Below are 14041 nucleotides of genomic sequence, written 5' to 3' on the forward strand. Positions count from 1 at the left end.
GCCCGGGTCACCTGCCGGGATCGAGCCGGTGGGCGAGGTCCTGGGCGGTGGCGCGGGTGAGGTCGCCGTAGAAGGGTCCGACGAGCTCGAGACGGCCGCCGGTGAGCGGGGCGGCCACGGACGGGGTGCCCCACAGCTCGCCGTCCACGACGATGGCGAACTCGTTGCGCGGGGCCGGGGCCGACGCGAGGGAGCCGGTGAGGGTGGCGAGACTCCTCCGGTCGGCCGCGTCGAGGCTCACCTCGACCCGCCAGGTGCCGTCGCTGCCGCTCCTCACGGCCCTGGCGGAGGCGACCTGGACTCCGGTCATGCCCGTGGCCCGGTCGACCCGGACGCAGTACGTGGGGTGGTAGGCGCTCGCCCGCACGGTCCAGCCGCCGCTGCCGGGGACGCAGGCCCTCTGGTCGGCGGAGGTGACAGGCAGCAGGGAGACCAGGGCCGCCTTCTCGGTGCCGGCCCCGGCGCCGGGCCGTACGTGTGCGCGGGAGACGGTCCCGTCCGCGACGGCCGCCCCGGCGGTGGCGATCGCGGCGACGGCGACGACGCCGACCCCGGCGCGGGTCAGCCGCTGCCGCCGCCGGGCGATCCGCAGCGCGCCGTCGGCCAGCCCGGCCAGGTGGGCACCGGCGGCATCGCCGCTCTCCCGGACCTCGGCGTGCAGGGCGGCGTGCAGCGGGTGTTCGGTGGAGTCGTTCATGCGACGGCGCCCCTTCCGGAGACGGTGGAGGAGGCGCCCGACGGTCCCGCCTCGGCCAGGGTGGCGCGGAGGGAGGCGAGGGCCTTGTGGGTCTGGCTGCGGACCGTCCCCTGGGCGACGCCCAGGATCGCGGCGATCTCGGCGTCCGGCCGGTCCTCGAAGTAGCGCAGCACGATCACCGCGCGCTGCCGCTTGGGCAGTCGCCGCAGCGCGGCCATGATGTCCTGCCGCTGGACCACCGTGTCGGCCCAGTCGGCGGCCTGCGCGGACGGCCGGTCCGGGACGCTGTCGGTGACCGTCTCCCGTCCCCAACTGAGCAGCCGGAAACGGTCCACCTGGGCGTGGTAGAGCGCCCGGCGCACATAGATCTCCGGCTGCTCCCGGTCGCGCAGTCTCGACCAGCGACGGGCGGTGGCCGCGAGCGCGGTCTGCAACAGGTCCCGGCCCTGCTCCCAGTCCCCCGTCAGCAGGTAGGCCGTGTGCAGCAGCGATCTCGACCGCGCCGCCACGAACTCGCGGAACTGGCGTTCCTCGTCGGCGTTCAATGCGCCCTCCCTCGTTCCCCCGTAAAGACGGGTCGGGAGGGCGGTTCCACTGCCCCGCCGGCCGGACTTTCTCGAACGGCCCGGCCGCGGCCGCCGCTCCGGCCCCCGCACGGCCGCGGGGCCGCGACACGGGCGTCGGACGCCCACGTCGCGGCCCCGGGCTTGCGCGCAGGGACGGCAACCGGTTCAGAGGATGCGGTACGGTCCCCAGCCGGTGCCCGCCTGGTAGCGGGTGCCGAGGGTGTCCATGCCGGTCTTCCCGGTGCCGGGGTAGACCCACAGCGTGTTGTCGGCGGCCTGGCGGGACAGCACGTCGGTGAGCCCGTCGTTGTTGTAGTCCCCGGTACGAAGGGCGTTCTGCGTCTGCCAGCTCCGCCCGACCTGGTAGCGGGTGCCGAAGGCGCCGCTCACCCGTCCGGTGCCGGGGTAGACCCACAGCGTGCCGTCGGACGCCTGGCGGGACAGCACGTCGGGACGCCCGTCGTTGTTGAGGTCGCCGGTGGTGATGACGTCCTGGCTCTTCCAGCCGGTACCGACCTGGTAGCGGGTGCCGAGGGTCTCCATGCCGGTCTTGCCGGTGCCCGGGTAGACCCACAGGGTGCCGTCCGACGCCTGACGGGTCAGTACGTCGGTGAGCCCGTCGGTGTTGAAGTCGCCGGTGCGGGTGACGTCCTGGGTCTGCCAGCTCCGGCCGACCTGGTAGCGGGTGCCGAAGGTCTCCATGCCGGTCTTCCCTGTGCCCGGGTAGACCCACAGGGTGCCGTCCGACGCCTGACGGGACAGGAGATCGCCGATGCCGTCGTTGTTGACGTCCCCGACGGTGACGGCGTCCTGGCTCTGCCAACCGGTGCCGGCCTGGAAGCGGGTGCCGAAGGTGCTGCCGGTCGCGTTCCCGGTGCCCGGGTAGACCCACAGGATGCCGTCGTCCTTGATCGCCACGAGGTCGGCCTTGCCGTCGCCGGTGACGTCGTCCGGGTTGCGGGAGACGGCGTGGGCGACCCAGTCGCCGAGGTCGTCGACCCGGGTGTCGACGGCGCCGGTACGGGTCTCGGCGGGATCGATGCCCAGGCAACCACCCTGCCAGGAACGGGAGTTGACGGCCACGAGCTCCGTGGTGCCGTTGACCGTGCGCAGGGCGGGACCGCCCGCGTCGCCCTTGCAGACGGTCGCGGTGTCGGAGCCGTCGAGGTCCACCGTGGTGGCCGCGGTGGCCGCGACGGTGAACGTGCCGGTGTGTAGCTTGTCGGGCACCCATTCGGTCTTCGTGCGCCCGAACCCGGCCTTCACCAGCTCCTCGCCCGCGGCGGCGGGCGAGGTCGCCAGCCGCACGGGCTTGACGGTGGGATCGGTGATCCTCGCGGCGAGTTTGACGAGCACCAGGTCCCGGTCGGCATGGGGGACGAGCCGGATGGCCGGCAGGACGCTGCCGCCCGTCTGGGTCAGGTCGGTGCGGCCGACGGTGACGGTGGTGGCGACGGCGGGTCTGCCCTCGGGGGGCTTGGCGTCCGTACCGAAGCAGGAGGCCGCGGTCAGGACCCACTGCGGGGCGACGAGGGTGCCGGTGCAGGCACTCTGCTCGCCGACGTTGATCTTCGCGACGAAGTTCAACTGCGCCGGGGCGTCGGTTCCGTTGAGTGCGGTGGCGGTGGGCGAGCTCAGCGCGAAGGGGGCCGCGACCAGCGCGGCGGCCGACACGGCGAGACGGAGACTTCGGGAGAGGTACGTCAACGTGGGTTCCTAGTCACGAGGGCCGCGCGTCCTGTGGGCACCGGATCGCGGGGCGGCGGGCGTGTCGGGATCGATCTGCGCTACTTGGTGGACCTGATCTCGACGAGCATGTGATCGCGGCTGTCCGGGTCCGCGGCCTCACCCACCGGCGTCCAGGAGTTCTTGAGGACGTCGAACGACTTCTCCTCGGTGCCCACGGTCATGTCGACCGCCGTCGTGTAGTCGTTGCCCTTGATCGCGTAGACCGCGGGGATCTCCAGGGTCAGCCAGCCCGAGTCGCCCACCACCTTGAAGCAGATCTTGTCCGCCTTGTCGCGGGCCATGATCTCCAGCAGACCGGTCCCGCTCGCGCAGTCGGCCAGGGTGATGTGCCCGTCGCCACGCTTGAGCAGGATCTTCTTCTCGGCCAGGATCTTGTCCGCCAGCGGGTAGTTGAAGTCCTCCACCGCGAAACCGGGTTCCTCCCCCGCGACCAGCGCGGTGGGGTTCGCCTCCTGCGAGGCCCCGCCGGGCAGGCCCGTGGTCACCGTGATCCAGGCCAGGGTGCCGACCGCGGCCGCACCCAGGGCGCGCCACGCGAGCCGTCTGCGTCGCGGCTTCATGGACGTCCCGCTGTCATTCCTCATCGCATCCCCAAGTTCGTCGCCGACGTCCGGATGCACGTCACCGGGCTCGAATTCGGGTGCACAGGATGCGATAGCGACATCGCCCCGCCGGGAATGCCCCAACTCCCTTGGAAAGCAGTCCCCTTGCCCCTCGAAGTGAGAGGCCCCCCGCCTCGGTCATCGTCATCCGCTTCGCCATACCAACACGAAGCGATCCCCTGGTCGAGTGCGTAAAACCAGGCATTAAGCGACATTCCGCATGGCTTTTCAGTGATCTCCGTCACACCACGTAAAGGTTGTACGGGAGATTGTGGAGGACGTGTAAAGCCTGCTTACGGGTCGGACAACAGCCGTAAATAAACGCGGAGTTGCAGATTACGACCGCACAACTAGCTCTTGCGGGCACGGCAGTTGATATGGGAAGACCCGAAAAACAGCGCCGTGCCCGGTGCGCGCCGAAGCGGCTGTGCCACCCCACGAGCACGGACGCGGCGGACACCGACCGGGACACCGGACCACACCAGCGGGCGGCCCCGACGGCGCCTACCGCCGCTCCCGCGTCGCCCGTGGAGCAACCGACCGCCGAAGGGGAGCACGCACCGCAGCGCGGCCCCGTCGATCCACTGGCGGTCGCCGCCGGAGATACAAAGGATCCTGTACCGAACCGGCGGTCCTCCGCTCGGCCCGGTCGGCCACGACGGGCCAGTCCGCCGTGTTCCGGAGCAGCTCCCGAATCCGCACCCGGATGAGACGTTTCCGCAGGGGTGGTGAAGTGCAAGGTGGGGCGGGTGGGACTCGAACCCACGGCCGACGGATTATGAGTCCGCTGCTCTAACCGGCTGAGCTACCGCCCCATAGCGGCGTGTCGCGTACATGCGTGCGCGCCGTCTGCCGCAGCATAGCCGCTCATACGATCTCCTGCTCCGCAGGGGCGACTTCGCCTGCCCTTCAGGACTCCCCTGTGACCTGGGCAGTTCCCCCGGACATGAAAAAGGACCCCATCGGGGGTCCTTCCTCTGCCTGCTCTCCCGACTGGACTCGAACCAGTAACCTGCCGGTTAACAGCCGGCTGCTCTGCCAATTGAGCTACGGAAGATCGAAGCTCCCCCGACTGGACTCGAACCAGTAACCTGCCGGTTAACAGCCGGCTGCTCTGCCAATTGAGCTACGGAGGATCGCTTCGTTGCATCGAACGTACCTCCCTGGGTATTCGCCAGGGGGCGGGCGCTCGCTGCGACACATACATTAGCGCAAGCAGGGGGGTGCTCCGCCAATCGGTTCCCCCGACACCGATACCGACACCGAGCCGACACCGACGTCGCACCGGATACCTACGCAAGGAAGGGTGACCGCCATGCGCTACAAGCTCACGTTCGTGGTCGGACTGACTCTGGGTTACGTGCTGGGCACCCGTGCCGGGCGCGAGCGCTACGAACAGTTGAAGAAGTCAGCCCGCCAGGTGGCCCAGAACCCGGCCGTCCGCAACACCGCGGAGACCGCCGCCCAGCAGGGCCGCCAGTTCGCCGGCAAGGCGTACCACGCGGTCAGCGACAAGGTGGGCGACCGGGTGCCGGAGTCCGTGACCCAGCGGGTGCGCTCGCTGCGGGACCGCAACACGAACGGCACCGCACAGGACGACTGGGGCACGAGCACCACATGAACCGAGGGTGACTCGGCCCACTTCGCGGGGGCGGGACCGGCGGTGCCGGTCCCGCCCCCGCGTATCCGCGCACACCGCGGCGACGCTACGCCCATAGAATTTCCGCCATGGGGATAGTCGCCGGGTTGGACAGCTCACCCGAATTCACTCGCATCGTCGTCTGCGACGCGGACACGGGTGCCGTACTCAAACAGGGGTACGCGCCGCACCCGGTCGAGGGCCGTCCGTCCGACGTCGACCCCCAGGCCTGGCTCCTGTCCCTGGGTGAGGCCGCCGGCGGCGGTCTCCTCGAAGGAGTGCAGGCCATCGGTGTGTCGGCCCAGCAGAACGCCGTCGTGCCGCTCGACGCCCAGGGCAACACCGTGCGCCCCGCCATGGTCGGCGGCGACAAGCGCGCGCAGGTCGCCGCGGCCGACCTGGTCGACGCGCTCGGCGGTCGCGAGGCATGGGCGCAGTCCGTGGGGTGTGTGCCGCAGGCCGCGCAGCCCGTCACCAAGCTGCGCTGGCTGAACAAGACCGAGCCCGACGCCGCCCTGCGCACCGCCGTCCTGCTCCAGGCGCACGACTGGCTGGTGTGGCAGCTCCTCGGCCGGCCGGTGCGCAGGACCACCGACCGCGGCGGCGCCTCCGGGACCGGCTACTGGTCCGCGGCCACCGGCGCCTACCGCTCCGACCTGGTGGAGCTGGCCCTCGGCCACCAGGCGATGCTGCCCGAGGTGATCGGCCCCGCGGAGGCGGCCGGTACGACCCCGGAGGGGCTGTTGATCTCCGCCGGGACCGGGGAGACCATGGCCGCCGCCTTCGGGCTCGGGATCGGTCTCGGAGACGCCGTGGTCTCGCTGGGTGCCTCCGGCTCCGTGATGGCCGTCCACCCCGAGGCGCTCGTCGACAACACCGGGATGATCACCTCCCTGGCCGACGCGACCGGCATGCACCTGCCCGTCGTCACCACCCTGAACGCCGTCCGCACCCTGCGCGGGGCCGCCGAGATGCTCGGGCTCGCCGATCTGGAGAGCCTGTCCGACCTGGCGATGAAGTCGACGCCGGGCTCCCACGGGCTCGTACTGCTGCCCTATCTGGAAGGGGAGCGGACGCCGAACCTGCCGCACACCGCCGGGACCCTGAGCGGGCTCAGGCGGGAGTCGATGAAGCCGGAGCACCTGGCGCGGGCCGCGTTCGAGGGCATGCTGTGCGGGCTCGCCGACGCGCTCGACGTGCTGCGCGGCCGGGGGGTCGAGGTGCGCCGGGTCTTCCTGCTGGGGGCGGCCGCCGAGCTGTCCGCCGTCCAGACCGCCGCGCCCGCGCTGTTCGGCGCGCAGGTCGTCGTGCCCCAGCCGGCGGACTACGCGGCGGTCGGCGCGGCCCGGCAGGCGGCCTGGGCGCTCGGGGTGTCACAGGGCACGCTCGACCCGCGCACCCCGCCGATGTGGCAGGGCCCGGCCGCGCAGGTCCTGGAGCCGGGCGAGGAGCTGGCGGTGGGGCAGGCGGTCCGGCAGCAGTACGTGTCGGTGCGGGAGCAGACCTACCCGGGGGCGTTCCGCTAGGCCGGAAGGTAAGAGTCCGGTAGGACTCGGCGCCCACGGAGCCCCGTGAGGCCGTACGCGGCAGCGCTGTCGGCTTAATCGGTTGAGGTAACACCGGTGGAGTGTCCGACGATAGGGGCCAGGGGCAACCACTCGCCCCGTCGCCGACTCCGAGAGACGTAGCGTGCTCATACGACTTCTGCGGACCTATCTCAGGCCCTACAAGAAACCCATCACCATCCTGGTGCTGCTGCAGTTCCTGCAGACCTGCGCCACCCTCTACCTGCCCACGCTGAACGCGGACATCATCGACGAAGGCGTGGTGAACGGCGACACCGGCTACATCCTGGGCTACGGCGCCCTGATGATCGGCATCTCGCTGGCGCAGGTGGTGTGCAACATCGGGGCCGTGTTCTACGGCGCCCGGACCGCCGCCGCGCTCGGCCGGGACGTGCGGGCGGCCGTCTTCGACCGGGTGCAGTCGTTCTCGGCGCGCGAGGTGGGCCAGTTCGGCGCACCCTCCCTGATCACCCGTACGACCAATGACGTGCAGCAGGTCCAGATGCTGGCCCTGATGACGTTCACCCTGATGGTGTCGGCGCCCATCATGTGCGTGGGCGGCATCGTGCTGGCGCTCGGCCTGGACGTGCCGCTGTCCGGGGTGCTGGTGGCCGTGGTGCCGACGCTGGGCATCTGCGTGACGCTGATCGTACGGCGGCTGCGCCCGCTGTTCCGGTCCATGCAGGTGCGGCTCGACACGGTGAACCGGGTGCTGCGCGAGCAGATCACCGGCAACCGGGTCATCCGGGCGTTCGTCCGGGACGACTACGAGGAGGACCGCTTCCGGAAGGCGAACACCGACCTGACGGAGATGTCCCTCAAGACCGGCAACCTGCTCGCGCTGATGTTCCCCGTGGTCATGACGACGGTGAACCTGTCGTCGATCGCCGTGGTGTGGTTCGGCGCGCACCGGATCGACAGCGGCGAGATGCAGATCGGCGACCTGACGGCGTTCCTCGCCTATCTGATGCAGATCGTCATGTCCGTGATGATGGCCACCTTCATGTTCATGATGGTGCCGCGCGCCGAGGTGTGCGCCGAGCGCGTCCAGGAGATCCTCGACACCTCCTCCAGCGTGGTGCCTCCCCCGGCCCCCGTCCGCGAGCTGCGCAGGCACGGGCACCTGGAGCTCCGGGGCGCGGGCTTCCGCTATCCGGGTGCCGAGGAGCCGGTGCTCAGGGCGATCGACCTGGTGGCCCGGCCCGGCGAGGTGACCGCCGTGATCGGCTCGACCGGCAGCGGCAAGTCCACCCTGCTCGGACTGGTCCCCCGGCTCTTCGACGCGACCGACGGCGAGGTGCTCGTGGACGGCACCGAGGTGTCGACCATCGATCCGAAACTGCTGGCCAGGACGGTCGGACTGGTGCCGCAGAAGCCGTACCTCTTCGCGGGCACGGTCGCCACGAACCTGCGCTACGGCAATCCGGACGCCACGGACGAGGAGCTGTGGCACGCGCTGGAGGTGGCCCAGGCCAGGGACTTCGTCGAGCGGCTGGAGAACGGACTGGACTCCCCCGTCGCACAGGGCGGCACCAACGTCTCCGGCGGTCAGCGGCAGCGGCTCGCCATCGCGCGCACGCTCGTGCAGCGGCCGGAGATCTACCTCTTCGACGACTCCTTCTCCGCTCTCGACTACGCGACCGACGCGGCCCTGCGCGCGGCGCTCGCGGAGGAGACCGCGGAGGCGACCGTGGTGATCGTCGCCCAGCGGGTGGCCACCATCCGGGACGCCGACCGGATCGTCGTCCTCGACGAGGGCCGGGTCGTCGGCACCGGCACCCACCGCGAGCTCATGGCGGACAACGAGACCTACCGGGAGATCGTGCTCTCCCAGCTCACGGAAGCGGAGGCTGCCTGATGGCCGGGCCCATGGGGCGCATGATGGCAGGCGGCGGTCCCGAGACCCGCTCGCTGGACTTCAAGGTGTCCGGCCGGCGGCTGCTCGCCCGGTTCCGGCCGGAGCGGCTCACCCTCTACGCGATGCTGGCCTGTGTCGTGGTGAGCGTCGGCCTGAACGTGGTCGGGCCGAAGATCCTCGGCGAGGCCACCGACCTGGTCTTCGCGGGCATCATCGGACGGCAGATGCCGGCCGGCGCGAGCAAGGAGGAGGTCCTCGCGCGGATGCGGGAGCGCGGCGACGGTCAGGTCGCCGACATGCTCCGCAGCACCGACTTCACGCCCGGCGAGGGCATCGACTTCACCGCCGTCGGGCATGTCCTGCTGTTCGCGGTCGGGGTGTTCCTGATCGCCGGGCTGCTGATGGCGGTGGCGACGCGGCTGGTCAACCGGACCGTCAACCGCACGATGTTCCGGATGCGCGAGGACGTGCAGACGAAGATGTCGCGGCTGCCGCTGTCGTACTTCGACAAGCGCCAGCGCGGCGAGGTGCTGTCCCGGGCCACGAACGACATCGACAACATCGGGCAGACCCTCCAGCAGTCGATGGGGCAGCTCATCAACTCGCTGCTCACCATCATCGGTGTGCTCGCGATGATGTTCTGGGTGTCCTGGCTGCTGGCCCTGGTCGCACTGGTCACCGTGCCGCTGTCGTTCGTCGTCGCCACGCGCGTCGGCAAGCGCTCGCAGCCGCACTTCGTGCAGCAGTGGCGCTCGACCGGCAAGCTCAACGCCCACATCGAGGAGATGTACACCGGGCACACCCTGGTGAAGGTCTTCGGCCGCCAGGACGAGTCGGCCGCGCAGTTCGCCGAGCAGAACGAGGCGCTGTACGAGGCCGGGTTCAAGGCGCAGTTCAACAGCGGGGTCATGCAGCCGCTGATGATGTTCGTGTCGAACATCAACTACGTGCTGGTGGCGGTCGTGGGCGGGCTGCGGGTCGCGTCCGGTTCCCTCTCCATCGGTGACGTGCAGGCGTTCATCCAGTACTCCCGGCAGTTCTCGATGCCGCTGACGCAGGTCGCCTCGATGGCGAACCTGGTCCAGTCGGGCGTGGCCTCCGCGGAACGGGTCTTCGAGCTGCTGGACGCGGAGGAGCAGGAGGCGGACCCGGTCCCGAGCGTCAGGCCGGAGGAACTGCGGGGGCGGGTCGCCCTGGAGCACGTCTCCTTCCGCTACGACCCCGAGAAGCCGCTCATCGACGACCTCTCGCTGAAGGTCGAGCCCGGCCACACGGTGGCGATCGTGGGCCCGACGGGAGCCGGGAAGACCACCCTGGTCAACCTGCTCATGCGGTTCTACGACGTCTCGGGCGGCCGGATCACCCTCGACGGGGTGGACATCGCCACGATGTCCCGCGACGACCTGCGCGCCGCGATCGGCATGGTCCTCCAGGACACCTGGCTGTTCGGCGGCACGATCGCGGAGAACATCGCGTACGGCGCCACGCGCGAGGTCACCCGGGGCGAGATCGAGGAGGCGGCGCGGGCGGCCCACGCGGACCGGTTCGTGCGGACCCTGCCCGAGGGCTACGACACCGTCATCGACGACGAGGGCAGCGGGGTGAGCGCGGGCGAGAAGCAGCTCATCACCATCGCGCGGGCGTTCCTGTCGGACCCGGTGATCCTCGTCCTGGACGAGGCGACGAGTTCGGTGGACACCCGCACCGAGGTCCTGATCCAGAAGGCGATGGCCAAACTGGCTCACGGCCGCACGTCGTTCGTGATCGCGCACCGCCTGTCGACGATCCGCGACGCCGACACCATCCTGGTGATGGAGAACGGCGCGATCGTCGAACAGGGCACGCACACGGACCTGTTGGAGGCGGACGGAGCGTACGCCCGCCTGTACCAGGCACAGTTCGCACAGGCGGTGGCGGAGGTCGACTGATCAGCGAAGGGGGCTGGAACCCACCCAGGGGCGCGGGGAACCGCGCGACCAGCCCCCACTCGCCCGCACCCGGCGTCAATCCAGATAACCCCGAAGCTGATCCGCAAAAGCGTGGTCCCGCAGCTTGTTGAGGGTCTTGGACTCGATCTGCCGTATCCGCTCCCGGGTGACCCCGAAGATCCGGCCGATCTCCTCCAACGTACGAGGACGGCCGTCAGCCAAGCCGTACCGAAGCTGTACGACCTTCCTCTCCCGCTCACCCAGCGTGGACAGCACGGCCTCCAGGTGCTCCCTGAGCAGCAGGAACGCCGCCGACTCCACGGGACTCGCCGCGTCGCCGTCCTCGATGAGGTCACCGAGGGCGACGTCGTCCTCCTCGCCCACCGGCGCGTGCAACGACACCGGCTCCTGGGCGAGGCGCAGCACCTCGCTCACCCGCTCCGGGGCGAGATCCAAATGCGCGGCCACTTCCTCCGGCGTCGGTTCGTACCCGCGTTCCTGCAGCATGCGCCGCTGCACGCGGACGACCCGGTTGATCAGCTCGACCACGTGGACCGGGACCCGGATCGTGCGGGCCTGGTCGGCGAGGGCCCGGGACATGGCCTGGCGGATCCACCAGGTGGCGTAGGTGGAGAACTTGTAGCCGCGGGCGTAGTCGAACTTCTCGACCGCGCGGATCAGGCCCAGGTTGCCCTCCTGGACCAGGTCGAGCATGGTCAGGCCGCGGCCGACGTAGCGTTTCGCGACGGACACGACGAGCCGCAGGTTCGCCTCGATGAGGCGGCGCTTGGCCATCCGGCCCAGCACGACCAGGCGGTCCAGGTCGAGCGCCAACTGGCTGTCCAGGTCGGGGGTGTTGCTCAGTTTCTCCTCGGCGAACAGCCCGGCCTCGACCCGGCGGGCGAGTTCGACCTCCTCGGCCGCGGTGAGCAGCGGGATGCGGCCGATCTCCCGCAGGTACTGGCGGAACAGGTCCGAGGACGGGCCGCCGGTGTCGACGCGGCCGCGGGGCGGCTCGGGCGGTTCGGCCGGCTCGGTCTCGATCACTTCCGCGGGCGGGGCGTCCGGCTCCGCCTCGGGGTGGTGCTCGACACGGTTCTGCGGGGGCACCGCGACGAGAACGTCGGTCTCGGCGTCCTGCTCTGTCGTGTCGTCCGTACTGTTCTCGGTCTGTGCGAGGGTCTGGGTCTGCACGGGGGCGACCTCCAGGATGATCGCTGCCAAGGAGTGCGGCAGCGGTACTTCGGGGGCGGAGTCGGCGGCCTCGCCGCTGTCCGTCCCGTACGCGATGAGCGGAACCGCGGGGGTCTGGGACCCGTCGGGGACGGATCGGCCGCGCTCCGAGGACTCAGGCACCGGAACCCAGTGTGGAGTACGACACATCGCCGCCACGAGGGGCGTGCGGTGACTTTTTGAGTCCGGTCCGTGACCGCGTGGTTACTTTGCCTTACGAGTACACGGGCCGAGGACCGTGAAACCACTTGAAAGGCGTACCGAACCGGCCGCTCAGAGTGCGGCGGCGCCCTGTTCCCGCAGTGCCTGGCCGTACTGCTGCAGGACCCACAACTCGTTCTGCACGGCGGCCAGGTGGGCCGGGTCGCCGCCGGTGCCGAGGCGGATCAGGGTGCCCTGGACCTCCTGGATGCGGCGGTCGACGGCCCGGCGGCGGACGGTGACGAGCTGGTCGCCCGCGTAGTTCTCGTCGACCGTCTTGCGCATGATCGCCTCGACGGCCAGCTCCGTGACCATCGCGCGGACCGCGTCGTCGGGGGCGGCCTCGCGGACCCGGACGAGGTAGTCCTGGGAGTCCTGGACGCCGTACTCGGCGCCGCCCGCGTCCATGATCGCCTGGCGCACGGCGGCGTAGGGCGGGGCGGTGAACTCGTCGATGCCGTACGCGTCGAAGGCCGGGGAGACCAGGTCGGGGCGCTGGAGGGCGAGCTTGAGGAGCTCGCGCTCGGTGGCGTAGACGGGGTTGCGCAGGGTGAGGGCGGGACCGGAGACGGCGGGGCGGTGTCCGCCGTCGTACGACGGCTGCTGCGGGCCGCGTCCGGAGGGGGCCGGTCCCTTGCCGCCGCGGTCGCGGGCCCACCGGGCGAGCTGGGCCACCCGCTTGACCACGAACTGGGTGTCGAGGATGCCGAGCATGCCGGCGAGCTGGACGGCGACCTCGTGCTGGGCGCCGCTGTTCTTGATGCGGGCGACGATGGGGGCGGCCTCGTCCAGGGCGGCGGCCCGGCCGGCGGGGGTGTCGAGGTCGTAGCGGACGACGATCTGGCGCAGCGCGAACTCGAAGAGCGGGGTGCGGGGTTCGACCAGGTCGGCGACCGCGTCGTCGCCCTTGGCGAGGCGCAGTTCGCAGGGGTCCATGCCGTCGGGGGCGATGGCGATGTAGGTCTCGGCGGCGAACTTCTGGTCGTCCTCGAAGGCGCGCAGGGCCGCCTTCTGGCCGGCCGCGTCGCCGTCGAAGGTGAAGATCACGCGGGCCGAGCCGTTGTCCATCAGCAGGCGGCGCAGGATCTTGATGTGGTCGCCGCCGAAGGCGGTGCCGCAGGTGGCGATGGCGGTGGTGACGCCGGCGAGGTGGCAGGCCATGACGTCGGTGTAGCCCTCGACGACGACCGCGCGGGACGCCTTGGCGATGTCCTTCTTGGCGAGGTCGATGCCGTAGAGGACCTGGGACTTCCGGTAGATCGCCGTGTCGGGGGTGTTGAGGTACTTGGGGCCGTTGTCCGCCTCGTAGAGCTTTCTCGCGCCGAAGCCGACGACGTCCCCGCCGATGTCGCGGATGGGCCACATCAGGCGGCCGCGGAAGCGATCGATGGGGCCGCGGCGGCCCTCCTGGGCGAGGCCGGAGAGCAGGATCTCCTTGTCGCTGAAGCCCTTGCCGCGCAGGAAGCGGGTGAGGTGGTCCCAGCCCTGGGGGCTGTAGCCGACGGAGAAGTGCGCGGCGGCGGCCTGGTCGAAGCCGCGCTCGGCGAGGAACTGGCGGCCGGTGTCGGCCTCCGGGCTGGTGGCCAACTGCTCCATGTACCAGTCGGCGGCGATCTTGTGCGCCTCGACCAGGCGGATCCGCTCGCCGCGCTGGTGGGAGGGGTTGTAGCCGCCCTCCTCATACCGCAGGGTGATGCCGGCCTGGGCGGCGAGGCGCTCGACCGACTCCGAGAAGGTGAGGTGGTCGACCTTCATCACGAACGTGATGGTGTCGCCGCCCTCCTGGCAGCCGAAGCAGTGGAAGAGACCCTTGCTCGGACTGACCTGGAAGGACGGCGACTTCTCGTCGTGGAAGGGACACAGGCCCTTGAGGTTGCCCCCGCCCGCGTTGCGTAGCTGGAGGTACTCGGACACCACGGCGTCGATCGGGACCGCGTCCCGTACCGCCTTCACGTCCTCGTCGTTGATCCGTCCTGCCACGCGTGAAGTCTACGGGGAGGTAC

General features: G+C 70.5%; 10 protein-coding genes and 3 tRNA genes. 4 read left to right on the plus strand and 9 right to left on the minus strand.

The window, feature by feature from the left end; genetic code table 11:
• Positions 1 to 7: 7 nt before the first annotated feature.
• From ACZ66S_RS01530 to ACZ66S_RS01560, 7 genes are all read right to left on the minus strand, one after another.
• Positions 8 to 697, minus strand: coding sequence for a SecDF P1 head subdomain-containing protein (locus ACZ66S_RS01530; protein WP_469898877.1), 690 nt, complete (start codon positions 695 to 697; stop codon positions 8 to 10).
• A complete protein-coding gene (locus ACZ66S_RS01535) occupies positions 694 to 1242 on the minus strand; it encodes a SigE family RNA polymerase sigma factor (RefSeq protein ID WP_469898879.1) in 549 nt (182 codons plus the stop codon). Before ACZ66S_RS01535 ends, ACZ66S_RS01530 begins: the two co-directional genes overlap by 4 nt.
• Positions 1243 to 1428: 186 nt before the next feature.
• On the minus strand, positions 1429 to 2970 hold the full coding sequence (locus tag ACZ66S_RS01540) for an FG-GAP-like repeat-containing protein (RefSeq protein WP_469898880.1): 1542 nt from the start codon (positions 2968 to 2970) through the stop codon (positions 1429 to 1431).
• A gap of 80 nt (positions 2971 to 3050) precedes the next feature.
• On the minus strand, positions 3051 to 3596 hold the full coding sequence (locus ACZ66S_RS01545) for a hypothetical protein (RefSeq protein WP_469898881.1): 546 nt from the start codon (positions 3594 to 3596) through the stop codon (positions 3051 to 3053).
• Between the two features lie 759 nt (positions 3597 to 4355).
• Positions 4356 to 4429 (minus strand) — tRNA-Ile (locus ACZ66S_RS01550).
• Between the two features lie 169 nt (positions 4430 to 4598).
• Positions 4599 to 4671 (minus strand) — tRNA-Asn (locus ACZ66S_RS01555).
• Positions 4672 to 4677: 6 nt separating this feature from the next.
• Positions 4678 to 4750, minus strand: a tRNA-Asn gene (locus tag ACZ66S_RS01560).
• A 179-nt stretch (positions 4751 to 4929) separates the two neighbouring features.
• Between ACZ66S_RS01560 and ACZ66S_RS01565 the strand changes: the two genes are divergently transcribed.
• The 4 genes from ACZ66S_RS01565 (at position 4930) to ACZ66S_RS01580 (ending at position 10604) form a co-directional block, all read left to right on the plus strand.
• Entirely contained in the window at positions 4930 to 5235 is a 306-nt protein-coding gene (locus ACZ66S_RS01565) for a hypothetical protein (RefSeq protein ID WP_053847735.1), read from the plus strand.
• A 107-nt stretch (positions 5236 to 5342) separates the two neighbouring features.
• Positions 5343 to 6779 carry an FGGY family carbohydrate kinase gene (locus ACZ66S_RS01570; protein WP_469898882.1) on the plus strand — a complete coding sequence of 479 codons (1437 nt, stop codon included), beginning with the start codon at positions 5343 to 5345 and terminating at the stop codon, positions 6777 to 6779.
• A gap of 163 nt (positions 6780 to 6942) precedes the next feature.
• A complete protein-coding gene (locus ACZ66S_RS01575) occupies positions 6943 to 8676 on the plus strand; it encodes an ABC transporter ATP-binding protein (RefSeq protein WP_469898883.1) in 1734 nt (577 codons plus the stop codon).
• Entirely contained in the window at positions 8676 to 10604 is a 1929-nt protein-coding gene (locus ACZ66S_RS01580) for an ABC transporter ATP-binding protein (RefSeq protein ID WP_469898885.1), read from the plus strand. Before ACZ66S_RS01575 ends, ACZ66S_RS01580 begins: the two co-directional genes overlap by 1 nt.
• Positions 10605 to 10679: 75 nt before the next feature.
• Here the strand turns inward: ACZ66S_RS01580 and ACZ66S_RS01585 are convergent, their stop codons facing one another.
• Together ACZ66S_RS01585 and dnaG are read right to left on the minus strand one after the other, a co-directional pair.
• Positions 10680 to 11960: an RNA polymerase sigma factor gene (locus tag ACZ66S_RS01585; protein WP_469898886.1), complete on the minus strand. Its 1281-nt coding sequence runs from the start codon at positions 11958 to 11960 to the stop codon at positions 10680 to 10682.
• A gap of 150 nt (positions 11961 to 12110) precedes the next feature.
• Complete coding sequence (gene dnaG, locus ACZ66S_RS01590) at positions 12111 to 14018, minus strand: DNA primase (RefSeq protein ID WP_469898887.1); 1908 nt, start codon at positions 14016 to 14018, stop codon at positions 12111 to 12113.
• Between the last annotated feature and the right edge of the window lie 23 nt (positions 14019 to 14041).

The sequence above is a fragment of the Streptomyces sp. NPDC107471 genome, assembly GCF_055582845.1.